Source organism: Amycolatopsis sp. Hca4 (genome assembly GCF_013364075.1).
Classification (GTDB): domain Bacteria; phylum Actinomycetota; class Actinomycetes; order Mycobacteriales; family Pseudonocardiaceae; genus Amycolatopsis.
Genome location: NZ_CP054925.1, coordinates 9,940,247 through 9,963,001, shown reverse-complemented (window position 1 = coordinate 9,963,001; position 22,755 = coordinate 9,940,247). Strand labels below are relative to the sequence as shown.

The 22,755-nt window shown below is 71.9% G+C and carries 23 protein-coding genes and 1 pseudogene; 12 read left to right on the top strand and 12 right to left on the bottom strand.

What is annotated here, in order from left to right; translation table 11 throughout:
• Positions 1 to 274: 274 nt before the first annotated feature.
• The 7 genes from surE (at position 275) to HUT10_RS45060 (ending at position 6,535) form a co-directional block, all read left to right on the top strand.
• A complete protein-coding gene (gene surE, locus HUT10_RS45090; RefSeq protein WP_176176811.1) occupies positions 275 to 1,252 on the top strand; it encodes a 5'/3'-nucleotidase SurE in 978 nt (325 codons plus the stop codon).
• 135 nt (positions 1,253 to 1,387) lie between these two features.
• The gene (gene fadD8 / locus HUT10_RS45085; protein WP_254897307.1) at positions 1,388 to 2,989 is read left to right on the top strand and encodes a fatty-acid--CoA ligase FadD8; all 1,602 of its coding nucleotides are present in this window, start codon (positions 1,388 to 1,390) and stop codon (positions 2,987 to 2,989) included.
• A 106-nt stretch (positions 2,990 to 3,095) separates the two neighbouring features.
• Positions 3,096 to 3,839, top strand: a complete 744-nt coding sequence (locus HUT10_RS45080; RefSeq protein ID WP_176176810.1) for an SDR family oxidoreductase — start codon at positions 3,096 to 3,098, stop codon at positions 3,837 to 3,839.
• A gap of 84 nt (positions 3,840 to 3,923) precedes the next feature.
• Positions 3,924 to 4,313 carry a nuclear transport factor 2 family protein gene (locus HUT10_RS45075; protein ID WP_176176809.1) on the top strand — a complete coding sequence of 130 codons (390 nt, stop codon included), beginning with the start codon at positions 3,924 to 3,926 and terminating at the stop codon, positions 4,311 to 4,313.
• Positions 4,314 to 4,319: 6 nt separating this feature from the next.
• A complete protein-coding gene (locus HUT10_RS45070) occupies positions 4,320 to 4,877 on the top strand; it encodes a PadR family transcriptional regulator (RefSeq protein WP_176176808.1) in 558 nt (185 codons plus the stop codon).
• Positions 4,878 to 4,923: 46 nt separating this feature from the next.
• Entirely contained in the window at positions 4,924 to 6,114 is a 1,191-nt protein-coding gene (locus HUT10_RS45065) for a hypothetical protein (protein ID WP_176176807.1), read from the top strand.
• A 160-nt stretch (positions 6,115 to 6,274) separates the two neighbouring features.
• A complete protein-coding gene (locus HUT10_RS45060) occupies positions 6,275 to 6,535 on the top strand; it encodes a GlsB/YeaQ/YmgE family stress response membrane protein (RefSeq protein WP_176176806.1) in 261 nt (86 codons plus the stop codon).
• 37 nt (positions 6,536 to 6,572) lie between these two features.
• Here HUT10_RS45060 and HUT10_RS45055 read toward each other — a convergent pair whose 3' ends face one another.
• On the bottom strand, positions 6,573 to 7,676 hold the full coding sequence (locus tag HUT10_RS45055) for a S1 family peptidase (RefSeq protein WP_176176805.1): 1,104 nt from the start codon (positions 7,674 to 7,676) through the stop codon (positions 6,573 to 6,575).
• A 615-nt stretch (positions 7,677 to 8,291) separates the two neighbouring features.
• Between HUT10_RS45055 and HUT10_RS45050 the strand changes: the two genes are divergently transcribed.
• Together HUT10_RS45050 and HUT10_RS45045 are read left to right on the top strand one after the other, a co-directional pair.
• A complete protein-coding gene (locus tag HUT10_RS45050) occupies positions 8,292 to 8,543 on the top strand; it encodes a hypothetical protein (protein ID WP_254897306.1) in 252 nt (83 codons plus the stop codon).
• A gap of 45 nt (positions 8,544 to 8,588) precedes the next feature.
• Positions 8,589 to 8,993 (top strand): ATP-binding protein, encoded by a 405-nt coding sequence (locus HUT10_RS45045; RefSeq protein WP_176176804.1) that lies wholly within the window; start codon positions 8,589 to 8,591, stop codon positions 8,991 to 8,993.
• Here the strand turns inward: HUT10_RS45045 and HUT10_RS45040 are convergent.
• From HUT10_RS45040 to HUT10_RS45015, 6 genes are all read right to left on the bottom strand, one after another.
• Positions 8,990 to 9,607: a hypothetical protein gene (locus HUT10_RS45040; RefSeq protein WP_176176803.1), complete on the bottom strand. Its 618-nt coding sequence runs from the start codon at positions 9,605 to 9,607 to the stop codon at positions 8,990 to 8,992. The two genes, HUT10_RS45045 and HUT10_RS45040, sit on opposite strands and share 4 nt — an antisense overlap.
• Positions 9,604 to 10,731, bottom strand: a complete 1,128-nt coding sequence (locus tag HUT10_RS45035; protein ID WP_176176802.1) for a hypothetical protein — start codon at positions 10,729 to 10,731, stop codon at positions 9,604 to 9,606. The genes HUT10_RS45040 and HUT10_RS45035 overlap by 4 nt, the downstream gene beginning before the upstream one ends.
• On the bottom strand, positions 10,728 to 11,063 hold the full coding sequence (locus HUT10_RS45030) for a hypothetical protein (protein WP_176176801.1): 336 nt from the start codon (positions 11,061 to 11,063) through the stop codon (positions 10,728 to 10,730). The genes HUT10_RS45035 and HUT10_RS45030 overlap by 4 nt, the downstream gene beginning before the upstream one ends.
• A gap of 10 nt (positions 11,064 to 11,073) precedes the next feature.
• On the bottom strand, positions 11,074 to 11,568 hold the full coding sequence (locus tag HUT10_RS45025; protein WP_176176800.1) for a YbaB/EbfC family nucleoid-associated protein: 495 nt from the start codon (positions 11,566 to 11,568) through the stop codon (positions 11,074 to 11,076).
• Positions 11,569 to 11,655: 87 nt separating this feature from the next.
• Complete coding sequence (locus HUT10_RS45020) at positions 11,656 to 11,958, bottom strand: DUF1905 domain-containing protein (protein WP_176178342.1); 303 nt, start codon at positions 11,956 to 11,958, stop codon at positions 11,656 to 11,658.
• The gene (locus tag HUT10_RS45015) at positions 11,955 to 12,560 is read right to left on the bottom strand and encodes a hypothetical protein (protein ID WP_176176799.1); all 606 of its coding nucleotides are present in this window, start codon (positions 12,558 to 12,560) and stop codon (positions 11,955 to 11,957) included. The genes HUT10_RS45020 and HUT10_RS45015 overlap by 4 nt, the downstream gene beginning before the upstream one ends.
• A gap of 137 nt (positions 12,561 to 12,697) precedes the next feature.
• Here HUT10_RS45015 and HUT10_RS45010 point away from each other — a divergent pair, with 137 nt between their 5' ends.
• Positions 12,698 to 14,350 carry a glutamate--tRNA ligase gene (locus HUT10_RS45010; protein WP_176176798.1) on the top strand — a complete coding sequence of 551 codons (1,653 nt, stop codon included), beginning with the start codon at positions 12,698 to 12,700 and terminating at the stop codon, positions 14,348 to 14,350.
• A gap of 159 nt (positions 14,351 to 14,509) precedes the next feature.
• Here HUT10_RS45010 and HUT10_RS45005 read toward each other — a convergent pair.
• From HUT10_RS45005 to HUT10_RS44995, 3 genes and pseudogenes are all read right to left on the bottom strand, one after another.
• Positions 14,510 to 16,370, bottom strand: a pseudogene (locus tag HUT10_RS45005) (CheR family methyltransferase).
• Between the two features lie 11 nt (positions 16,371 to 16,381).
• A complete protein-coding gene (locus tag HUT10_RS45000; protein WP_176176797.1) occupies positions 16,382 to 17,146 on the bottom strand; it encodes an ATP-binding protein in 765 nt (254 codons plus the stop codon).
• On the bottom strand, positions 17,143 to 18,210 hold the full coding sequence (locus HUT10_RS44995) for a chemotaxis protein CheB (protein WP_176178341.1): 1,068 nt from the start codon (positions 18,208 to 18,210) through the stop codon (positions 17,143 to 17,145). The genes HUT10_RS45000 and HUT10_RS44995 overlap by 4 nt, the downstream gene beginning before the upstream one ends.
• 404 nt (positions 18,211 to 18,614) lie before the next feature.
• Here HUT10_RS44995 and HUT10_RS44990 point away from each other — a divergent pair, with 404 nt between their 5' ends.
• Positions 18,615 to 19,007, top strand: a complete 393-nt coding sequence (locus HUT10_RS44990; RefSeq protein ID WP_176176796.1) for a hypothetical protein — start codon at positions 18,615 to 18,617, stop codon at positions 19,005 to 19,007.
• A 4-nt stretch (positions 19,008 to 19,011) separates the two neighbouring features.
• On the opposite strand, the gene HUT10_RS44985 is transcribed toward HUT10_RS44990, so the two are convergent.
• Positions 19,012 to 19,416 carry a ChaB family protein gene (locus HUT10_RS44985; RefSeq protein ID WP_176176795.1) on the bottom strand — a complete coding sequence of 135 codons (405 nt, stop codon included), beginning with the start codon at positions 19,414 to 19,416 and terminating at the stop codon, positions 19,012 to 19,014.
• Positions 19,417 to 20,044: 628 nt separating this feature from the next.
• Here HUT10_RS44985 and HUT10_RS44980 point away from each other — a divergent pair.
• Positions 20,045 to 22,027, top strand: a complete 1,983-nt coding sequence (locus HUT10_RS44980) for an APC family permease (protein WP_176176794.1) — start codon at positions 20,045 to 20,047, stop codon at positions 22,025 to 22,027.
• Between the two features lie 189 nt (positions 22,028 to 22,216).
• Here the strand turns inward: HUT10_RS44980 and HUT10_RS44975 are convergent, their stop codons facing one another.
• Positions 22,217 to 22,582, bottom strand: a complete 366-nt coding sequence (locus HUT10_RS44975) for a hypothetical protein (RefSeq protein ID WP_176176793.1) — start codon at positions 22,580 to 22,582, stop codon at positions 22,217 to 22,219.
• Positions 22,583 to 22,755: the final 173 nt, after the last annotated feature.

Below are 22,755 nucleotides of genomic sequence, written 5' to 3'. Positions count from 1 at the left end.
GCCACGACGGCTTCCCCGATCCACGGCCGGCCCGAGCACGCCACCTGCGCCCCGGTTCACCGCGGTGGCGGACCGGGCCGGGGCGCGGGCGCCCGCTGCCGGCCGACCGCGACGAGGCCGTGGCGAGAGCACAGCCTGCCCCGACCGTCCACAAAGGAGTGTCACGTCGGTGCACCCGCGGGCGCACCACCGTGGAAACCACGGAAAAGACCACGCCGCGACCACCGTTCCCGCTAACCTGGCCCTCCGATTCCGAACGAATGAGGAGGTGGCGATGCGGTACCAGGCTTTGCGCGTCGCGGTCGCGGCGGCGGTGGCGCTGTCGCTGGCCGTGCCCGCCCAAGCCAGCCCGCGGCCCGATCAACCGGTTTCGCTGGGGGGCAAGAAGGTTCTGCTGGTCAACGACGATTCGGTGCAGGCGGCGAAGCCCGACGGATCGGACGGCCGGGGCATCTACGTGCTCCGGCGAGCCCTGTGCCAGGCCGGCGCCGACGTGGCGATCGTCGGCCCGTGGGCGTCGCAGGGCGCGAAAAGCCGGTCCACGGCCGGATCTCCCGCAGCATCGGTGGCGCCGCCCCTGGCAGTGCCCGCCGAGTTCGCGGGCGACTGCGCGGCCGCGCCCGGGCACGGGCTGGTGCTCGGCGCCTGCCAGGGCAGCACCCCGTGCGGCCCCGGCAGCCCGTCGATCACCCCGGCGGACGTGGTCGAGCTCGCCCTGACCGGCGTCCTGCCGCAGCGGCTCGGCTGGACCACCGGCCCGGACCTGGTGGTTTCCGGCGTCAACGCGGGCCCGAACACCGACGTCTCGGTCAACTTGTCCGGCACGGTCGGCGCGGCCACCGCGGCGGTCGAGCGTGGCGTGCCCACGGTGGCGGTCAGCGCCGGCACCCGCGTGGCACCCCCGCCTTCGACGGAGACCTACACGGCCGCCGCCGACGTCGTGGTCCGGCTGCTCGCCTCGCCCCGGATCTGGACCCTCGTCCGGGACATGGTGCTGGTCAACGTGAACCAGCCGGACGTCACGCCGGGTTCGGGGCCGTCGCCGATGCGCTGGACGTCGGTCGGCCGGGTGGCGCAGGGCTGGGTGACGTACGTGCCGGCGGGCGACGGGACGTACCAGCTGTCCTACAACCCGGTGACACCCGCACCGCAGTTCGAGGAGGGCAGTGACACGAAGGCCCTGTTCGACGGGTACGTGAGCGTGTCGGCGGTCGCCGTCAACCGCGGCTACACCGGGCGCCTGCCCGGCTGAGATCGCTCCGGGGGACGCGCGGCCCGGCGCGTCCCCCGGACTCACTGAAACCTGTTCCACCGGATCGCCAAGCTGACAAACCCGGCCCGATCGCCGTATCTTGTCGAGAACAGTAACGTGTTCTAGTCTGGCGCCGTGGAAGGGACCGGGATGGACGAGCAGGCGATGCGGTATCCGAACCACCTCGGCCACCTGGTCGTCTCCGCCCTGAAGCGCCACCGGGACAAGCCGGTGATGGTGCTCGGCGAGACCACGATGACCGGGGGCCGGACCGCCGAGCAGGTCAGCCAGTACGCGCAGGCGTTCGAGGCGCTCGGGGCCGGCACGGGCGCACCGGTCGCGCTGCTGTCGCTGAACCGGCCGGAAGTGCTGCTCATCATCGCCGCCGGCCAGCTCCAGGGTTCGCGGCGCACCGCGCTGCACCCGCTCGGCTCGCTCGACGACCACGCCTACATCCTCGCCGACGCCGGCATCACCACGCTGATCATCGATCCCGTGCCCGCCTTCGTCGACCGCGCGCTCGGCCTCCTGGACAAGGTCCCGGGCCTGACCCAGGTGCTCACCATCGGCCCGGTGCCGGAGCCGCTGGCCGGGGTCGGCACGGACCTGACCGCGGCCGCCGCGACGTTCGAGCCCGGGCCGCTGCGGCCCGCCGTGCTGCCGCCGGACCAGGTCGTCTCGATCACCTACACCGGCGGGACCACCGGCAAGCCCAAGGGCGTCATGGGCACCGCGCAGGCGATGACCACGATGACGCAGATCCAGCTGGCCGAGTGGGAGTGGCCCGAGGCGCCGAAGTTCCTGATCTGCACCCCGCTGTCGCACGCCGGCGCCGCCTTCTTCGCCCCGACGCTGATCAAGGGCGGCTCGCTGGTGGTGGTGCCGAAGTTCGACCCCGCCGACACCCTGCGGATCATCGAAGAGCAGCGGATCACCGCGACCATGCTGGTGCCCACCATGCTCTACGCGCTGATGGACCACCCCGACTCGCGCACCCGCGACCTGTCTTCGCTGCAGACGGTGTACTACGGGGCCGCGTCGATCAACCCGGTCCGGCTGCGCGAGGCGATCGACCGGTTCGGCCCGATCTTCGCGCAGTACTACGGCCAGTCCGAGGCGCCGATGGCGATCAGCTACCTCGCCAAGGGCGACCACGACGACGCCCGGCTGGCCTCTTGCGGCCGCCCCTCGGCGTTCCTGCGCACGGCGCTGCTCGACGCCGACGGCAATCCCGTGGCCCCCGGCGAGCCGGGCGAGATCTGCGTGGCCGGGCCACTGCTCGCCGGCGGCTACTGGAACCTGCCGGAGATCACCGCCGAGACGTTCCGCGACGGCTGGCTGCACACCGGCGACGTCGCCCGCGAAGACGAGGACGGCTTCTGGTTCATCGTCGACCGGGTCAAGGACATGATCGTCACCGGCGGCTTCAACGTCTTCCCCCGCGAGGTGGAGGACGTGGTGGCCGAGCACTCCGCGGTAGCCCAGGTCGGCGTGATCGGCACCCCGGACGACAAGTGGGGTGAAGCGGTCACGGCGGTCGTGGTCCTGCGCCGCGACGCGGACATCGCCCTCGAGCAGCTCACGGCGGAGATCCAGGCCGCGGTGCGCGAGCGCAAGGGGCCGGTGCACGTGCCCAAGCAGGTGATCGTGGCGGAGTCGCTGCCGATGACCGGGCTGGGCAAGCCGGACAAGAAGGCCTTGCGCGCCCAGTACGCGCGCCACGGCGCCGCCGTGTAGGGCGTTATACCCCTCCGCCGCTGTCACGCTTCGGTCGGTCATCTCGTCCCCGGGGTGCGCAGCCGCTCCGGGACCGCCGGGCGGCGCCGAGCGGAGGGAATGCCCCATGAAGGTCGTCGTCATCGGCGGGACCGGCCTGATCGGCCGGAACATGGTCACCTGGCTGGCGGAGCACGGGCACGAGGCGGTGCCCGCGGCGCCGAGCACCGGCGTGGACACCGTCACCGGCGAGGGGCTGAAGGAGGTGCTGCAGGGCGCCGACGTCGTGGTGGACGTCTCGAACTCGCCGTCGTTCGCCGACGACGACGTCATGGCCTTCTTCCGCACCTCGACCGGCCACCTCGTCGACGCGGCGAAGGAGGCCGGCGCCGACCACTACGTCGCGCTGTCGGTGGTCGGCACGGACCGGCAGCCGGGCGTCGGCTACTTCCGCGCGAAGCTCGCGCAGGAGGAGCTGATCGCCGGGTCGGGCCTGCCGTACTCGATCGTGCGCGCGACGCAGTTCTTCGAGTTCGCCACCGGGATCGCGGACGGCTCGGCCACCGGCGGCGTCGTGCGCCTGCCGGGCGCGGGCGTGCAGCCGATGGCGGCCGCCGAGGTGTCGGCGGCCGTGGGACGGGCCGTCACCGGCGAGCCGAGCGGGGGTGTCACCGAGGTCGCCGGCCCGGAGGTCTTCGGGCTCGACGAGTGGGTGCGCACCGTGCTGACCGCGCGCTCCGACCCGCGGCCGGTGGTGACCGACCCGCGGGCGCCGTACTTCGGGGCGGTGCCGGGGCCGGAGGACCTCCTGCCGGGACCGGGCGCGCGGCTGTCGGAGACCACGCTCGCCCGATGGCTCGCCCGGACGTGACGCCCCGGGCGCCGTCGCGGGCCGGGCCGGCGAGGAGGTACGCTGCGCGGAGGTAGTCAACTAATTGAGTACGCGAGGTGGGGCATGAGCAGCTTCCGCAAGGCCGTCGAGGCGCGCGATCCCGACGCCATGGCCGCGACGCTGGCGGAGAACGTCGTCTTCCGCAGCCCGGTCGCGTTCAAGCCCTACCCCGGCAAGGCCATCACCGCCGCGATCCTGCGCGGCGTGCTGCGCGTGTTCGAGGACTTCCGGTACGTCCGCGAGCTCAGCGGCGGCGAAGGCCGGGACCACGCGCTGGTCTTCGAGGCCCGGATCGGGGACGTGCGGGTCGAGGGCTGCGACTTCCTCCACCTCGACGAGGACGGCCTGATCGACGAGTTCACGGTGATGGTCCGGCCGCTGTCGGCGGCGCACGCCCTCGCGGAGGCGATGGCGGCGCAGTTCGACCGGATCCAGCGCGAAGCACTCAACTAGTTGAGCATGGCGCTGCGACACGCGCTGATGGCGGCGCTGCTCGAAGGCGAGGCGTCGGGCTACGACCTGGCGAAGGGGTTCGACGCCTCGGTGGCGAACTTCTGGGCGGCCACGCCGCAGCAGCTGTACCGGGAACTCGACCGCATGGCGGCCGACGGCCTGGTGCGGGCGCGGGTGGTCCACCAGGAGCGGCGTCCGGACAAGCGGCTGTTCTCGCTGACCGAAGCCGGGCACCGGGCGCTGCACGGGTTCACCGCGCAGCCGCCCCGCCCCGGCGTGATCCGCGACGAGCTCCTGGTGCAGGTGCAGGCCGTGGACGCGGGCGACGAGGCTGCGGTCCGGCGCGCGCTGGCCGAGCGGATGGCCCGGGCCGAAACCAAGATCGCCGGCTACGAAAAGCTTCGCGCCCGCCTGCTGGACGGCCGGTTCGAAGACGACTACCTCGCCGAAGCCGAGCGGGTCGGCCCGTACCTGACGCTGATGCGGGGCCTGTCGTTCGAGCGGGAGAACCTGCGGTGGTGCGAGCAGGCGCTGAAGGTGCTCGACCGCCGGGCGACGCGGTGACTGTGGTTGTACGGCTCTTGTACGGCCGGGGCCGAAGATGGCCCGCATGTCATTGCACCGACTAGCCCAAGCCGCGCTGGCCGCCGGCGTGCTCGCCGGCCTGGTCGCCGCACCGGCGTCCGCCGCCGCGGCCGCGCCGACGACCCTGCCCGCCGACCAGTACACCCTGACCGCCGGCTACTCCCAGTTCGACGCGGTGAACAGCGCGCTGGTGTCGACGCTCGGCACCGCGCCCGTCCACACCGTGATGGACAACGCGAACCACGACCGCACCGCGCTGCCGTCGTCGTTCTCCGTTGCCGGGCTCTCGACCGGGTTCCGGTTCGACAGCGGCGACAACTCCGACTGCGCCAGCTACCCGCAGGGCATCACCACCAGCCGCGACGCCGTGGGGACGGCGGGCGGCGGCAACTACGACGGCCACCAGCTCGTCGCGGTCAGCTGGTACACCAAGGACGGCTGCGACGGCGGCCAGCAGCGCAGCCGGATCACCCTGGTCGACTGGGACGCCGACTACCCCAACGCCTACCGCAAGATCCTGCTGGTCGAGCCGACCGGGACCGCGGACGCCCCGGACTTCAAGGACATCCCGATTCACGCGGGCGGCATGTCCTGGTACGGCGACTACCTCTACGTCGCCGACACCGGGAAGGGCATGCGCGTGTTCGACATGCGCAAGATCCTCAAGACGAACAGCGGCGGCACCGCCGACCAGATCGGTCACCAGAGCGGCAGCACCTACTACGCCCACAACTACGCCTACGTCCTGCCGCAGGTCGGCACGATCAGCTCGAAGACGACGTCGGGGACGAACCTCGCGTGGTCGTCGATCTCCCTCGACCGGGTCAGCAAGTCGATCGTGATGACCGAGTACACCTGCTCGTCCGGCTGCACCGACTACCCGAACCGCGCGCCGCGGGCGATCCGCTACCCGTTCGCCGCCTCCGGCACCTTCGCCGCCACGACCACGGCGAGCCAGGCACTGCAGCTGCCCTGGTACAAGCTCAACGGCGTGGCGTCGCACAACGGCCGCTGGTGGTTCAACTCCTCGGGCTCGAAGCAGCTCTACTACTGGAAGCCGTCGGCCGCCGCGCAGACCTTCGCCTGGGTCGGCAGCGGCGAGAGCATCTCGTACTGGGAGGACGACACGGCCGCCGACCTGTTGTGGTCGCTGCAGGAGGGTGCGGGCAACCGCAACGTCTTCGCGGTCACCCAGGCCACCTACGGCGGCGGCTGAGCCGGCCGGATCGTGCGAAAAGGCCCGCCCGGGAACGTTCCGGGCGGGCCGTCGTTCGTCCTGGTGAGATCCGGATCACGTCGGCGTGGCTCGACGCGCTCCGGGGGCCGGTGCCTGCCATCCTGTGCCGTCAAGAGGTAGCGGACGAGAGGACAACCCCGTGGGCATCATCGCCTGGATCGTGCTGGGTCTCATCGCCGGGGTGATCGCGAAAGCCCTCATGCCGGGCAAGGACCCCGGCGGCTGCATCATCACCATCCTGCTGGGGATCGCGGGCGCGTTCGTCGGCGGCTGGATCGGCAAGACGCTGTTCCACACCCAGCTCGGCACGTTCTTCGACCTGCGCACCTGGGGCCTGGCCATCCTGGGCGCGCTGATCATCCTGGCCGGCTACCGCCTCATCTTCCACCGCCGCGACTGACGCGACCGGCCGGGGCGGGCGCCCCGGCCGGCCCGGTTCAGTTCAGGGTGACGCCGTAGGCGCTCAGCGCCTCGCCGACCGGCTGGAAGTACGAGCTCCCGCCGCCCTTGCCGGACGTGATGCCGAGGCCGACGCTGCCGGCGAACAGGCAGCCGCCGGAGTCGCCCGGGTTGACCAGCGCGTCGGTCTGGATCAGCTGGTAGACCGAGCCTTCGGCGTAGTTCACGGTCACGTTGGTCCGCTGCACCGACCCCGAGGTGAGGTGCGTGGTGCTGCCGCTCTTGCTGATCCGCTGCCCCACGGTCGCGGTGCCGGCGGAGCTGATCCGCTGGGTGGAGCCGTTCCACAGGGTGACCGCGCCGGGTGCGCTGCCGGTGGTGTTGCGGATCAGGCCGTAGTCGTTGGTCGGGAAGCTGGCGCCCTGCGACGGGCCGACGTTCCACTGCGACACCGCGCGCGTGCAGTGCCCGGCGTCGATGAGGTAGTTCTGGCCGCCGCGGTTGGTGTTGAAGCCGGCGGAGCAGCGGGTGCCGCCGCCGGTGATGGCTTCGCCGTTGTAGATCGCGGTGTGCATCTCCCCCGCGACCCGTTCGACGCGCACCCGGTCCCCGAGGGCCGCGGCCGCCTTCAGCAGCGCGTCGGTGCCCTTGGCGGCGTCGGCGACGGTCAGCACGACCTGGTTGGCCTTCGGGTCGAGGCCGATCGACGTGTGCGCCACCGCGGGCAGGGCTTGCAGGGCGTCCTGCGCACCGGCCAGCGCGGCACTGGAGTGCTTGACCAGCCGAGCCTGCGCACCGGCTCGCTCGACCTGCGCGACGGCGGCCGGGTCGAGCACGTTGACGACGGGCTTGGCGGCGGCATCGAGGAAACCGTCGGCAGCACGCGCCCCGAGGGAGGCGGTGACCCGCTGCACGGTGTCGGCACCGGCGGCCTGGGCACGCAGCAGCGCAACGGCGGCGGACTCGCTGATCCCGGCATCGGCGGCGAGTGAAGCGACGGCTTCCTGCTGCACGGTGGCGGAGTAGCCGTCGATGGTGGTGGCGGTGGCGGGGCTGCAGGAGAACCCGATGGCCGCGGCGGCGGCCACGAGGGTGGTGGCGGAGCGGGCGAGGAGGTGGTGTCCCGGGGACGTTCTGCGCATGCCGGTAACTCACTTTCGCGGGTCGCGGAGGAATCCGGCGCGAGGGGTGGCCGCGCCGGACCGGGTGATCCGGTTCGTCGAGGGTGGTCTGGTGGGTGGTGGGGCGGTAGCGACTTTCGTCGGAAGGGACAAAAGATAGGTACCGGGCAAAACGCCCAGGGGTGGGTTCGCGCAGAGCAACCGGACAGTGAGCCGCTCAGCACCCCGAAGTTCGGCCCGCGGCAGCACATTCCGAACTTCTCCCGCCGGAAAGCCTTCTCCCGCAACAAATCCGCTCACCAAGCAGATCGCCGAAGCCCGCCACTCCCGCGGGGGCGCCCCCCGGATCCAGCGTATCGGCGCACACCGACAAAAACCCGCGCGTCACCGTGTGCTGCTCCGGCGTACGAGTGGTTCCCCCGCCACCGGGTCAGCCGCGGCGTACCGTTTCCCCCGAGGACACGGCGCGCTCTCCTCCCCCTCGGAGCGCGCCGTGCCCGGCAGCGGAGATGTTGGCGTGCAGGGGTTTCTTGAACTGAGGTGAACGAGAATCCGCTGTTCGCCCGAAGGTGCCCGGCGCGTTCCCTGTTTATCCTGGACCCCGGCCACGCTTTCGGTTCCGGGAAGACGCGCGACATGAACGACCAGCGGCAGGTGCTCGTCCGGGCGGAGTCCCGGGACGTCGTCGTCCCCGACGATGCCGGTGGGCGGGAGACGCTCACCTATCCGGGTGTCACACTGACGCGCGTCAGCGCCGGTGTGCCCGACGGCGGGCTCTGGCTGCCGATGGGCGAGCGGCCCAGCGAAGGCGACGACGAAGCCCTCATCGAGGCCCTGCGCGCCGCGTTCCTCTGGCGGATCGGGCTGCGTAGCGAAACCGGTGAGTAACCGGCGCTGTACCGGGTAGCCCCTCTGTAAAGGAGGACTCACCTGGTGCAAGTGAACTGGGGTGCGGCACCGGAGCCCGGCTGGCAGGTGCTGGACGTCGCCGGAGCGGGTCCCGCGGGGCTGGCTTCGGCGCGCCGGTGGGCCGAAGCCCGGCTGGCTTCGCTGAGCGACGACGACCGGGTCGACGCCGTGATCGTGGTCGGGGAACTGCTCGAAAACGCCTACGTCCACGCCACCGGCGCCCGCCAGCTGCGGATCCACGTGGCGCACGACCCGTGCGTGGTCACCGTGGCCGTCGCCGACACCGGCACCGGCGAACCGCGGCTGCGGGTGCCCGGCCACTCCGGCGGCCGGGGCCTGCTGCTGGTCGACGAACTCGCCGTGGCCTGGGGCGTGAGCCACCACGACGACGGCAAGGTCGTCTGGGCCCGCCTGGCCTGCAAAGACTAGCGGCCCTCCCAGTGCACGACGTCGCCGAACTCGACGAACTTCCGCAGGTGCTGCTCCTCGGGCCTGCCGTGCAGCGGGAACCGGAATTCCGAACCGTCCGGCCAGGTCAGCGTGCGCTTGCGGAAGCCGATCTCCGGAGCCTCGGGCTTGCGCGCCTCCCAGACGATCCGCGGCGGCGGTGCGTCGGCCGGATCGGTGAAGGTCGTGCCGGTGTCCACCACCGCCACGCACGACGGCGAGCACGCCAGCCACGGCCCCGACAGCCCGCGGAGCCGGTCGGCCAGGTCGAGCACCAGCGCGTTCTCCGGTCCCGTCACCCGGACTTCGCGCCGGCCCGGCCGTCCGGGGGCGCCCCCGTTCGCCAGCGCGAAGACGGAGAACACCGCCGTGCCGATCCCGCGCAGGACGTTGCGGAAGAACTGCCGGCCCGCCTGGGTGCCCTCGACCGTCCCGTCCGGGCGGCGGCCGGGGACGGCGAAGCCCACGTCCAGGTCACCGAGGCGCAGCACGATGACCGGCTCGCGCCACCGCTCCCGCACCAGCGCTTCGACGCGCTCCCGGAACCCGGGCCGGACCTGGGCCTCCTGCGACCAGCGCTCGACGTGCTCGCTCAAATGTCGAGGTCCTTGCGCGTCTCCTCCGGGCTCCGGTCGCCGCCGATCTCGCTCTTGTCGAACCACGGCTCGTCCCCCTCCGGCGTGACGGCTTCCTTGCCCTCGGCGAAAGCACCCTTGCCCGCCCCGATGCCGGCCTTCACCCCCGCGCCGGCGAGGAACGGCTTGACGCCGGCCGAAGTGCCGAACATCGTGGTGAGCGCCCGGTTGCTGGGCTGCCAGCCCTGCGCGGCCGCACCGAAGCCGAACTTCGTCTCGCCCGGCATCACGCCGACGCGCAGCTTGCGGGTGAACACCTCGAGCTTCCCCGAGTACCGGACCAGGAACTCCATGAACTTGTCGAGCAGCTTGCCGAACTTGCCGAGGTAGCGCGTCACCTTCTGCAGCACGCTGGCCGCCTTGGCGATCGACGCGGTCATCGCGGCCGCGACCGAGCCGCCGAAGCTGATCACCGACGCCGCCAGCGCGGGCAGCCACAGGGTGATCAGCCAGGACACCAGCTCGGTGATGATCCCCTTGATCACCTCTTCGATGACCACCATGACCATCGACCACATCTGCAGCACCTCGGCCACCGACCCGGCGGCCGAGCCGATGCCGCGGATCCCCGAGGAGAAGTCGCCGAGCGCTTCCTTCGCCGCGTTGCCGGCGTCGTCGACCCACTCGGCCAGCGCGGTGTCACCGGTGCGCTCGAAGTCCTCGGCGAGCGCGACGAACCCCTGCGCGATCGTCACGAAGTTCTCCGAGGCGTGGCCGATGGCCGGGCCGTCGCCGGTGACCTGGTGCAGCGCGTCCTGCAGCGGCTGGACCAGTTCGAGCAGCATGTTGAGGCCGTGGCTGACCAGCCAGCCGATCGGGTCCATGGCGAAGGTGACCATGTCGCCGGCGGCCGCACCGACGAACGCCGCGCCGTCGCCGACCAAGGCGGCACCCGCCGACGCCAGCTCGCCGGGCCCGTCCGCCTCGGCGGCCTGCCGCGCGTGCTCCCCGATCTTCTTGCCCGCCTTGTAGGCGGTGCCGGCGACCGGCACGTACCCGGCCGCGCGGTCGAGGTTCGCGCTCATGCTCTCGTCGTAGGCCTCGACGTTCAGCGCGTCGGCGATGCTCTTCTTCGGCTCGGTCATTCGCCCTGCCCGATCGCGTCGATTTCCGCCTCGTACCGGCCGAAGGCGACCTTGCCGGCGTCTTCCATGCCCTGGTACATCTGCGCGGCCTTGGTGAGCTTGGTGGTGAACCCGTCCACGCCGTCCTTGAGGTCGGTCAGCAGCGAGCGCAGTTCGGCGAGGCGGTCGGTGTAGCCCTGCTTGGCGAAGAGGCCGACGAGCCCCCACGCTTCGTCCGTCACGTCGGCGGCGTCGATCTTGGCCCCGAACTTGTCCGCCTCCTGCTCGTAGAACGGCAGCTGCTTGGCGTACGCGGAGATCGCGCCGATGTTCGTCTGAATTCCTTCTGGCATCGGGGTTTCCCTAGGATCGGCGGAGGATGGGGCCTTGTTCGAAGTCGTCGTCGTCCCCGGCAGCCGGCCGGCGGGCGGGCCGCGACGGCTGCCGCGGTTGTGGTTCCGACGCGGGTTCGGCCGCCGCGGTTCCGAACGCTTCCGCCTGGGCTTCGCGCACCTGCGCCGAGACGTCGACGCCGAACGCGTCGCCGAAGGTCTCGTCCACGATCCCGGCCTGCTGCTGCGCGGCCCCGGCCGCCGCCCGGCGGATGGTGTCCATGATCGTGGCGGCCAGCTGGCCGGCCTCGACGCGGGTGGCCCCGGCGGTGAGCCGCAGGCCGGTGATGGTGCCGCCGGCGCCCGCGGTGACCGTGACGGTCCCGTCGGGCGAGGTGACGGTGGTCTCCAGCCGGGCGATCCGCTCCTGCATGTCGCCGACGCCGGCGAAGCGGGCCTCGGCCTGCCGCACCTTGCTCTGGAAGTTCTGGAACTGGGCGATCAGCTCGTCCATCTGGGCGGACATCGGGTCTCCCTTTGCGCGGTTCGGGGCCTGTGTCCGCATCATGACAGATCGGCTCCTTCGCCGATCGCGTTTCGCCGGATCACGCGGTCAGGGGCCGTCGACCTCCACCCGGACGGTGCAGGTGTCCCCCACCTCGATCCCCTCGGCCTCGCGGACGGCCCGCTTGACGGGCAGCACGTACGCGCCGCGCGAGCTGTCCGGGAAGATCGAAGTCCGCCAGCTGGTGGCCCCGAGGGTCACCCGGACCCGCACGGCCCCGAAGCCGCGCCGGGGCCCGGCGGTGTGCTCGCGGATGTCGTCCGACGCCTCGGGCGGCAGGCTGACGAAGGTCCAGGTCTCGGTGCGCCGGGCGTCCCATTCCCAGAGCTCGGCTTCGAAGCCGACGGTCAGAGACACGGCGGCCGGTAGCCGTCGATGCGCAGGCCGCGGAACTCCAGCTCGTTCGGCGTCTTGCCGACGAACACCAGCCCCCGCGCCTCGCGCAGCGCCGAAGCGAACGAGTACGACGGCGTGCCCAGTTCCGGCAGCGACGTCCAGTTCCGGGGCGAGAAGGAGAAGAACCGCGTCACCGCCCGCCCGCCCGTCGAGGGCACGAGCGTCAGCCACTTGTCCCCGCCGCTCCAGTGCGACGCCGGCCGCAGCTGGACGTACAGGTCTTCGGTCGCCCGGTAGGTCAGCAGGAAGCCCGCCGACCGGGACAGGTCGGCCTGCGCCTCGAACCGGTTGCCGAGCCAGACCACGGCCACGTGCCACTCGGCGTTCAGGAACGTCACCCTCGCCGTGTACCGGTGCCCCGAGGGCACCAGCAGGCTCCCGGTGGCCGGGACCGTGGTGCCTTCGCCGCTGGCCAGCCACTGCTGCAGCCGGTCGATCGAGGGGGTCGCGCACTCCCGGCCCGGCGACGCGGTGGCCGGCGCCGTCCCGATCAGCGGGACCACCAGGGCGGCGGCGAGGGCGGAAAGCGTTCTGGCGAAAGGGAATCGACGACGCATTCCCGGCAAGTTAGCACCGCGGCCGGTCGAGCACCACCTGCCCGGGCGGGCCGGCAGGGCCCACGGCTAGGCTCTTCGTCGGCGAAAACGACCACTTTCGCCGACGCAAGTGCACCACGACGCGGGGAGAACAACCCATGCTGGACCGAGCGGTCATCGACGCCCTCTTCCCTGCCGACCTGCCCGACCCCGGGCACTGGGAGGAGCAGTACCCCGCCCGGCAGCTGCCCGAGGGCGCGCTGGTCACGCGCCTCGGCCCGTCCCCGACCGGGTCCCTCCACCTGGGCGGCGTCTACGTCGGCCTGATCGACCAGGACGTCGCCCGGCGCTCCGGCGGCCGCTACCTCGTGCGCATCGAGGACACCGACCAGTCCCGCGAGGTCGAGGGCGTCCTCGAGCAGTTCGAGCGCGGCTTCGCCTACTTCCACCTGACCGCCGACGAGGACATCCACCGCGGTGGTGACTACGGCCCCTACCAGCAGTCGGCCCGCGAGCGGATCTACCTCACCTACGTGCGTGAGCTGCTGCGCCAGGGCAAGGCCTACCTGGACTTCGCCACCAAGGAGGAGCTGGCCGCCATCACCCAGCGGCAGCAGGCCACCAAGCTGCCCACCGGCTACTACGGCAGCTGGGCGATCTGGCGCGACGCCGACCCCGCCGACGTCCAGGCCAAGCTCGACGCCGGCGCCCCGTACGTCGTGCGGTTCCGCGCCCCGGACGACACCGGCGCGCGCACCCGCTTCACCGACGCCATCCGCGGGCCGCTGGAAGCCGAGGCCAACCGCAACGACGTCGTCATCCTCAAGAGCTCCGACCAGAGTCCCCGGCTGCCGACCTACCACTTCGCGCACGCCGTCGACGACCACCTCATGCGGGTGAACCTGGTGATCCGCGGCGACGAGTGGATCTCGTCGGTCCCGGTGCACCGGCAGCTGTTCGACGCGCTCGGCTTCGAGCCGGTCACCTACGCGCACATCGCGCCGCTGATGAAGCAGGAGGGCGGCAGCAAGCGCAAGCTGTCCAAGCGCAAGGACCCGGAAGCATCGGTCGACTTCTTCATCGAGGCCGGCTACCCCACCGAAGCGGTCCTCTACTACCTGCGCGGCCTCGTCAACGGCCGGCTCGCGGAGCTGCCGCTGGAGGAGGCGCTGGCCGCGCCGATCAACCTCGACGAGTGCGGCGTCGCCGGTCCGCTGGTGGACCTGGTCAAGCTCGACGACATCGCGGCCGACCACATCGCCACCCTCTCCGGCGCGGCGATCCTCGAGGCCGTCCGCACCTGGGCCGAGCGGTTCGACTCGGAACTGCGCCGGGTCCTCGACGAAGAGCCCGACCTGGCCCTGCGCGCGCTGGCGGTCGAGCGCGAAGGGGCCGAGAACCCGCGCAAGGACCTGAAGAAGTGGAGCGAGTTCCGCGCGGTCTACGGGTTCTTCTTCCCCCAGCTGCACGCGGCGGTGACCGGGCCGGACGACGAGCGCATCGCGGCCCTCGGCGTGGACCCGGAGGTGGTCCGGGCGGTGGCCCGCGACTTCGCGGCGGACTACCGCCAGCTCGACGACGGCCAGGAGTGGTTCGACCAGATCCGCGCGGTCGCGGCCAAGCACGGGTTCGCCCGCAACGCCAAGGAGTTCAAGAAGAACCCGGAGGGCTTCCCCGGCTCCATCCGCGAGGCCTCGCAGATCATCCGGATCGCCCTCACCGGCTCGACCCGCAGCCCTGACCTGCACGCGATCACGCAGGCGCTGGGCCAGGAAGAGGTCCTCGGCCGGATCGCCGCGCTGACCAAGTGAACTGTCGGGTGGGTGAGGGGCGAGCCCCTCACCCACCCGACGGCCACCGTGCGGCATCGACCGCACGATGCGGGCCTTCCCGGCCGCCACTTCCCGGCCGCCGCGAGCTGCGCGACCGCGGCGACGAACAGCGGAGCCGACTCACCGCCGCCGTGCGGCTCACTCCGGCTGTTCGGCCTTCGTCTCCTCCATCATCAGCAGCGCACCGTGACTCTCCCCGCCCGAACCGCGCAGCGGGCTGCACAGCAGCCGCACGACCGCCGCGCGGCCGCGGCGGTTGATCGCGTCCAGCGTCAGCTCGCCGTAGTAGGCCGGGTCCGACAACGCTTCCCGGACCACCGGGCGGATCTCGGCGACCGGCAGGCCGATGTCCAGGTTCAGCAGGTGGATGCCCTCGGCCTCCTCCCGCCGCACGCCCCAGAGGTCCTCGGCGCCGCGGTTCCACGCCTTGATCCGCATCTCGGCGTCGATCACCACGATGCCCGCGCGGATCGAGGTGAGCACGGACTCGAGGAACTCGTTCACCTCGTCGAGGTCGAGGCTGCGCTCACGCAGCGCGTCGTTGATCGTCTGGAGCTCGTCGTTGGTCGACTGCAGCTCCTCGTTCATCGTCTCCAGTACCTCGTTGGTGGACTGGAGTTCCTCGTTCGTCGTCTCCAGCTCCTCCACGGTGGACTGGAGTTCCTCGTTGGTGGTCTCGAGCTCCTCGTTGGTCGACTGGAGCTCCTCGTAGGCCGACTCCAGCTGCCGGTTCGTGTGCTCCAGCTCGGTGAGCAGCTGCCGCGCCCAGCTGACGTCGTGGAACACCACCGAGACGCCGAGCAGCGCCTTGCTCTTGTTCACCAGCGGATTGACGTGGACCTCGAACCACACCGTCTCCCCGCCCCGGCGCCACTCGACGTCCTTGATCCGCAGCGACCGGCGCTCCATCCGGGCCTGCTCGACGTAGGCGCGCAGGGCCACCGGGCGGTAGGAGACGTCGAGGTCGCGCAGCGGCCGCCCGACGTCGCGTTCGGACAGTCCGAACGCGACTTCCGCCTGGGCGTTGATCAGCGCCGTCGTCTCCCCCTCGGTGAAGACGATCTGCGCCACCGGGCTGGCCGAGAAAGCGTGCTCGCGCAGCTCCTCCAGGCCCGAGATGTCCTGGGTGCGCCGCTGCGGGAAGCCGTGCGAAACGAAGTGGTTGAAGCTCACGGGCGCGTTGACCGCCTTGCGGAAGACCCGCCGCTTGAGGTCCAGCGGCTCGAAGATCCGGGTGTGCGACAACAACATCTCGGCCTTGCCGAGGAACAGCACCCCGCGCGGCGCCAGCGCGAAGTGGAACCGCTCGAGGATCTTGGTCTGGGTTTCGGCGTTGAAGTACATCAGCGTGTTGCGGCAGACCAGCAGGTCGATCCGGGAGATCGGCGCGTCCTGCACCAGGTCGTTGCGCCCGAAGATCACCGAGCGGCGCAGGTCCTTGCGGAAGCAGTAGCGGCTGCCCTGCAGCTCGAAGAACTGCCCGAGCTGCGCCTCGGTGAGCCCCTCGACCTCCGCCCGGGGTGTAGGCCGCGGACCGGGCCTGCGCCAGCGCCTCGTCGTCGACGTCGGTGGCGTAGATCTTGACCCGCTGCCGGAACGCTTCGACGCCGAGCACGTCGGCGAAGAGCATCGCCAGGCTGTAGGCCTCCTGCCCGGCCGCGCACCCGGCGCTCCACACCCGGATCGGCTCGTCGGGGTTGCGCTCGGCCAGCAGCGCGGGCAGCACGTGCTCGCGCAGGTGTTCCCAGGCGTCCGGGTCCCGGAAGAAGCCGGTCACGTTGATCAGGATGGTGTTGAACAACGCGACGAACTCGTCGGCGTTGACCTGGAGCTGGTCGATGTAGTCCGTGTAGCTCTCGGTGCCGACCTGGCTCATCCGGCGGCGGACCCGGCGCATGAGGCTGCTGCGCTTGTACCCGGTGAAGTCGAAGCCCCGCGACTCCTTGAGGTAGGCGAGCACGGACTCGAACCCGCCGTTGGCTTCCTTGGGCTCGGTCACGGTCCGACAACCTACCCGGCCGGACGGTCACCGGCGGTGCGGGCACCGGGAACCAGGACCGCCCAGACGACCTTCCCGCCGGCCCAAGACCGGCTGCAACCCCACGTCCGGGCGATCTGGGCGACCAGTTTCAGGCCTATCCCCGGGTCGAACGGGGACAGCCGTTCGAGCAGCATGGCCGGCCGCGTGTCCTGGTCGGCCACGGCCACCGTGCACACCCCGCGCCGCAGGTCGAGCCGCAGCTTCGGCTCGGACGTGGTGTGCCGCAGCACGTTCTCGACCAGCTCAGTGGCGATCAGCCGGGCGTCGTCGGCGAGCTCGGGGACCGCCCACTCGCCGAGCTTGTCCGTGACGAACGCCCGGACCTGCGCCGAAGCGGCCTCGCTGCGGGCGAAGACGCGTTCGCTCCGGCGGCGCACGGGGTGGTCCAGCGCCGCCGTCGCGGCCGTGAGGTCGGCGCGGACCGGGGCGTACCGGTCGACGACGTGGCGGCTGAGCAGCGCCCGCTGCCCGGCGCTGCCGGCGACGACGGTGAACGGGATGCCCGGCCAGTCACCGATCCGCATGGCGATCAGGGAGAAGACGCTGACCAGGGACGACTCGGCGATGGCCAGGCCGCGGATGTCGGCCACCAGTCCCTCCGGGGTGTCGGTGGCGATCTTGAGCAGGCCGTCGCGCAGGATCGGGTAGGAAGCGAGGTTCAGCTCGCCGGTCACCCACACGACGGTCGCCTCTTCGTGGCGACCGACGGCCAGCTCGACCGGCCCGGCGCTCATTGCGACCCCGCCTCCTCCGTGCGCCGGCCGGACGTGTCCGGTCGCGGCGGTTCGTCGTCTCCGGCCGGGTTCGCCGCGTCGAGCAGGAACCGGCGCAGCGTCTCGGCGGCTTGGGCGGCTTCCCGGGCCGATGCGGCGTAGCGTTCCGACAGCCCGCCCGGCCGCCTGCCGGCGATCTGCGCGGCCAGCTTCCGGGCCAGCCCCGCCTTCTCGTCGAGCGCGCGCAGCGCCTTCTGGAGCGCGAACCGGAATTCCCCGTCGTGGGCCGCCAGCAGCGCCTGCGCGGACCAGGCGTGCCCGATCCGGCACCGGTACCGGCCCGGGCCGACTTCGCTCAGTGAGCCCTGGCAGTCGGGGCAGGTGTACCCCGGGCCGCCGTCCTGCGCCTCCGGCGGCAGTGCCCCGGCCCGCACGGAGTGGCGGGCGATCCGGTCCTCGAGCACGAGTGCGCCGGGCGGCGGCCGCAGGGCCACCGGTTCCACCGGCATCCGGACCAGCTTGTCGAGCAGCGCGCCGAGCTCGCCCGCCCGGACCACGTGGCCGGTGTCCACCACGGCCAGCGCGTTTTCCGGCATGCCGCTGTACAGCGCGTCGGCGGGGTCCTGGACGACGGCGAGGCCGCCCCGGTCCACGATCGCGCGCAGCCCGGCCGCGCCGTCGTCCAGCACGCCCGAGAGCACGACGCCGATGACCCGGGGACCGCCGGTCAGCGCGGCCGAGCGGAAGGTCGCGTTGATCGCGGGCCGGTGCCCGTTCTCGGTCGGGCCCGGGGTCAGCACGAGGGTGCCGTCTTCGGTGAGCAGGTGACGGTCGGGCGGGGCGACGTACACGGTGCCCGGCTCGATCGGCGCGCCGTGCCGTGCGGTCCGGGCCGGCAACGGGCCCGCCCGGTCGAGGATCCGGGCCAGCGCGCTCTCCGTGTCGGCGGCGAGGTGGACGACGACCAGCACCGTCGCGGGGAAGTCCGGCGGGAGGGCGGACACCGTCGCCCGCAGCGCTTCGACCCCGCCGGCCGAGGCACCGACGACCACGAGGTCTCGCCGGAAGGGCGGCACCGCGCCCACCTCCTCACATCTCACCTCACGGTAGTGGAGGCCGCTCGCTACCCCGAGTAGCCCCCACCGAGTGGGTTAAACCCCCACCGGTCGTGGCGGCGACGTGACAGGTGACGGCGAGCGTGGCCGGCAGAACACCCGCAAAGCCGTGCGGCCGGCCAGGATCTCCGTCACGTGGCTCGTCCGGCCGAGCACCTGGGTCAGGGCGTCCGGGCCGCCCGCCGAAGCGACCGGGGAGCCGGTCGTCACCGGAGCTCACCACCGACGACGACCGGCGAAAGCCGCCGCGCTGGTGGCCGGTTCGTCACCGGACCATCGTGTCACGGGACCACCCCGGCGACCAGCGGACCGGCTTCACCGCGGGCATGAGATGCTCGACCGCGCAGGCAGGCCGAAGGCGGGAGGCGCAGCGGGTGACCACCTGGATCGACGTGATCAACTTTGTCCGGACGCGGTTCGAGGTCCTCGAGGAGTCGGAGGGCTGGCTGCGGTTCCGGCTGGAGGGCCCGGGCGGCCGGACCCAGCAGGTGACGGTGCACCACCTCGCCGAACTCGACGGCGGCTCGTGGATCGAGCTCTCCTCCCCGGTCGGCTGGGCCGACAAGATCGACCTCCGCCGGCTGCTCGAGCTGGCCGGTGCCTCGGCCGTCGGCGGCGCCGCGGTGGTGGACGGCGTCGCGCTGCTCAAGCACACCGTGCCGCTGGAGGACCTCAGCATCCAGGAGGAGTTCGAGCGGCCCCTCAAGGCGGTCGTCGCCCGCGCGGACGCGTTCGAGCACGAACTCACCGACGGCGACGAGTTCTGACCGCTCACCCGGAGCGGCGGGCCCGATCGGTCCGGCGCCGGTTCTCCTTCTCCAGCGCGGCGACGAGGTCCTCTTTGGACATCCGCGACCGGCCGGGGATGCCGAGCTGCTTGGCGCGCTCGTAGAGGTGCTGCCGGCTCGCGGTGGCGTTGACGCCGCCGTGGGTCGGCTTGACGGGCTGCCCGGCACCCCGGGCGGCCTGCTCGTCCGACGGACCGCGTTCCGGCTTGGGCTCCCAGTGGTCGCCGACCTTCTCGAAGGTGTGCTTCAGGGCCGAGAAGGCGGTCTGCTGCGCCCGCCGGCCGGGCCCGTAGGTCTTCAGCGCGGAGTCGTGCGCGGCGACCCAGGTGTCCTGGGCCTTGCGCGGGGACCGCAACAGGGTGCTGGGCAAGTCTTCACGACCAGGCATGGTGCTTCGGCTACCCGCCCCGCCCCACCCCGAAACGACACCCCCACCCACATCCACCCCGGTTACGCCCCCAATCACGCGAAATACGCCTCCAATCACACGAGATCCCCGCCCAATCACGCGAGAAGCCCGCTCAATCACGCAAGAAGCCCGCCCGATCACGCGGTAAGCCCGATCCGACCCTCCAGGTACGCCAACCGACCCTCTGGATACGCAGGCCGACCATCCAGGCACGCGCCCCGACCGCCTGGGTGCGCGAACCGACCTTGCGGGTGCGAACCGGCCCGCCGGCGTGCGCGCCGGTGGAAGGAGGTTCGCGCGCTTGGACCGGTCGGCCGGCTCGCCCCGGCGGGCCGACCGGGCACCCGGTCAGCCCGCGCGCGTACTCCGCCGGTCGGCTGGCGTTCCTCGAGGCTCGGCTGGTGTACCTGACCGTCGGTTGGCTTACCCGAACAGTCGGCTGGCGTGCCTGGAGGGTCGGTTGGCGTACCTGGAGGGTCGGGGCGGGTTGCGGGGCGGGGGGTGGTGTTTCGTCCGAAGAGGACCGGAACCTCCTGCGTGCCGTCGCCGTGGGGTCGGGCATGCTGTCACCACTGCTTGACGGGGCCGAGGGGACGAGAGGGCGAAAATGGGTGCTTCACCCGATTTGACCGTACCGGCGAGCGTGGACAGCCCGGCGCCACCGCACGTGCCCTCCTCGCGGGTCGCTCGGTGGCTGCTGGAACACCGGGTCGCGCCCGTCGGGCGGGCCGGCGGTGAGGACCACGGCACGCCGCAGGCCTGGTGGAAGGTCATGTGCCTGACCGGCGTCGACTACTTCTCCACCCTCTCCTACCTGCCCGGCATCGCCGCGCTCGCCGCCGGGGCGCTCTCGCCGCTGGCGACCCTGCTGATCGTCGCGCTGACGCTGCTCGGGATGCTCCCCATGTACCGGCGGGTGGCCCGGGAAAGCCCGCACGGCCAGGGCTCGGTCGCGATGCTGGAGAACCTGCTGCCGTTCTGGCGCGGCAAGCTCTTCGTCCTCACCCTGCTCGGGTTCGTCGCCACCTCGTGGATCATCACGATCACGCTGTCCTCCGCCGACGCCACCGTGCACATGCTGGAAAACCCGTACCTGCCGGGCTTCCTGCACGGCCACGCGGTCCTGATCACCGTCGTGCTGCTGCTGATCCTCGGCGGGGTGTTCCTGCTCGGGTTCAGCGAGGCCGTCGGCGTCGCCATCCCGCTCGTCGCGGTGTTCCTGCTGCTCAACGCCGTGGTGACGGTCGCGGGCGTGATCGACCTGCTCGGCGATTCCGCCGCCCTCTCCCACTGGACCGACGCGCTCACCGCCGGCGGCGGCGGGTTCTCCGGCATCATCGGGCCCGCCGTCATCGCCTTCCCGATGCTGGTGCTGGGCCTGTCCGGCTTCGAAACCGGCGTCAGCATGATGCCGCTGGTCGCCGCCGACGGGAAGACCGCCGAAGAGAAGCTGGAATCGCGGATCCGCAACACGCGGAAGCTGCTGACCGCCGCCGCGCTCATCATGTCGGTGTTCCTGATCGCGACGAGCTTCGTCACGACCGTGCTGATCCCGGCCGACGCGTTCAAGGAGGGCGGCGAGGCCAACGGCCGCGCGATGGCCTACCTCGCCCACCGCGAACTCGGTGAGCTCTTCGGGACCGTCTACGACGTCAGCAGCGTGCTGATCCTCTGGTTCGCCGGCGCCTCGGCGATGGCCGGGCTGATCAACATCGTGCCGCGGTACCTGCCCTCCTACGGCATGGCGCCGGAGTGGGGCCGCGCGGTCCGGCCGGTGGTCATCGTCTACACGGCGATCAGCATCCTCATCACCGTCGCGTTCGGCGCCGACGTCAACGCCCAGGCCGGCGCCTACGCGACCGGCATCCTGGCGATGATGGTCTCCGGCGCGGTGGCGGTGAGCATCTCGGCGGTCCGGCACCGGCAGCGAGGGGCGGCAGCGGGCTTCATCGTCCTGACGCTCGTCCTGCTCTACGCGCTCGTCGAAAACGTCATCGAAAAGCCCGACGGCATCGCGATTTCGGCCCTGTTCATCCTCGGGATCATCGTCGTCTCGCTGGTGTCCCGGGTGTCGCGGACAACGGAACTGCGCGCCGACCGCATCGAGTTCGACGACGAGGCCCGCCGCTTCATCGCCGATTCCCTGGCCCACGACGGCGCGCTGAACATCGTCGCCAACAAGCGCCAGGGCGGCGATTACGCCGAGTACTCGGCGAAGGAGGCCGAACAGCGCGGGATGAACCCGGTGCCCGGCGCCGCCGACATCCTGTTCCTGGAGATCGACGTCGTGGACCCGTCGGAGTTCAGCAACGTGCTCCGGGTGCGCGGCGTGGAGATCGACGGCTACCGGATCCTCCGCGCGGACAGCCCCGCGGCCCCCAACGCGATCGCGGCGATCCTGCTGACCCTGCGCGACGTCACGGGCGTCCGCCCCCGCTGCTACTTCGAGTGGTCGGAGGGCAACCCGCTCGGACACCTGTTCCGCTACCTGCTCCTCGGCCGCGGCGACACGGCACCGGTGGTCCGGGAGATCATCCGCAGCGTGGAGAAGGACCCGGCCCGCCGCCCGGCCATCCACGTCGGCGGCTAGGGGGACGCACGCGCGATGCTCCCGGGCGCCGGGGGGGAACGGCGCGCGCCGCCGGCGCCCGGCCGGGGTGGGCGGCCGCCGACGCCACTTGCGGAAGGGTTGCTCACCTCACGGCGGATCGCCCCGGCGATCCGGGCGCCGGTGGCACGAGAGCTCTTGTCGCCGGGGCGCGGGAACCCGGCGGTCAGGTCATCGCCCCGCAGGGGGCGGACCACCCCGCCGCACCGGGGCGCGGGCCGGGGCCCGTGCCGGGCCACGGCCGTCCTGCGGGCGGGGTGCGCGAGCCGTCGGTGCCCGGCCGGGGGCGCGGGCCGGGCCGCGGGGTGGGGCGGCCGGGCGGGCCGGGCGGTCGTCCTGCGGGAGCGGGCGCGGCCGGTTGACCCAGGAGTCGAACAGCAGGATCAGGCCCGCGAACACCGCGAAGCCGATGCCGAGTCCGATGTGGACGAGCGCGCCGAGGATCCCGGCGACGAGCAGCACCGGCAGCACCGCCATCAGGCAGAACGGGTCGATGCGGCCGAATTTCGGGCGCGATTGCCCTTCGCGGGGACTCACCGTGCGGTCTCCGGGTACCTGCGCGCCATTCCAGCAGTATGCAACGTCGGTGCCCGGCACTGCCACCTGGCCGTGCCCACAGCCCGCCCACCATCACGAACAGTCACCGGCCCTGCCACCGCCGTGGTGGACAAGAACGGACAGGATCCGGCCGTATCCGGAGAGACACCGCC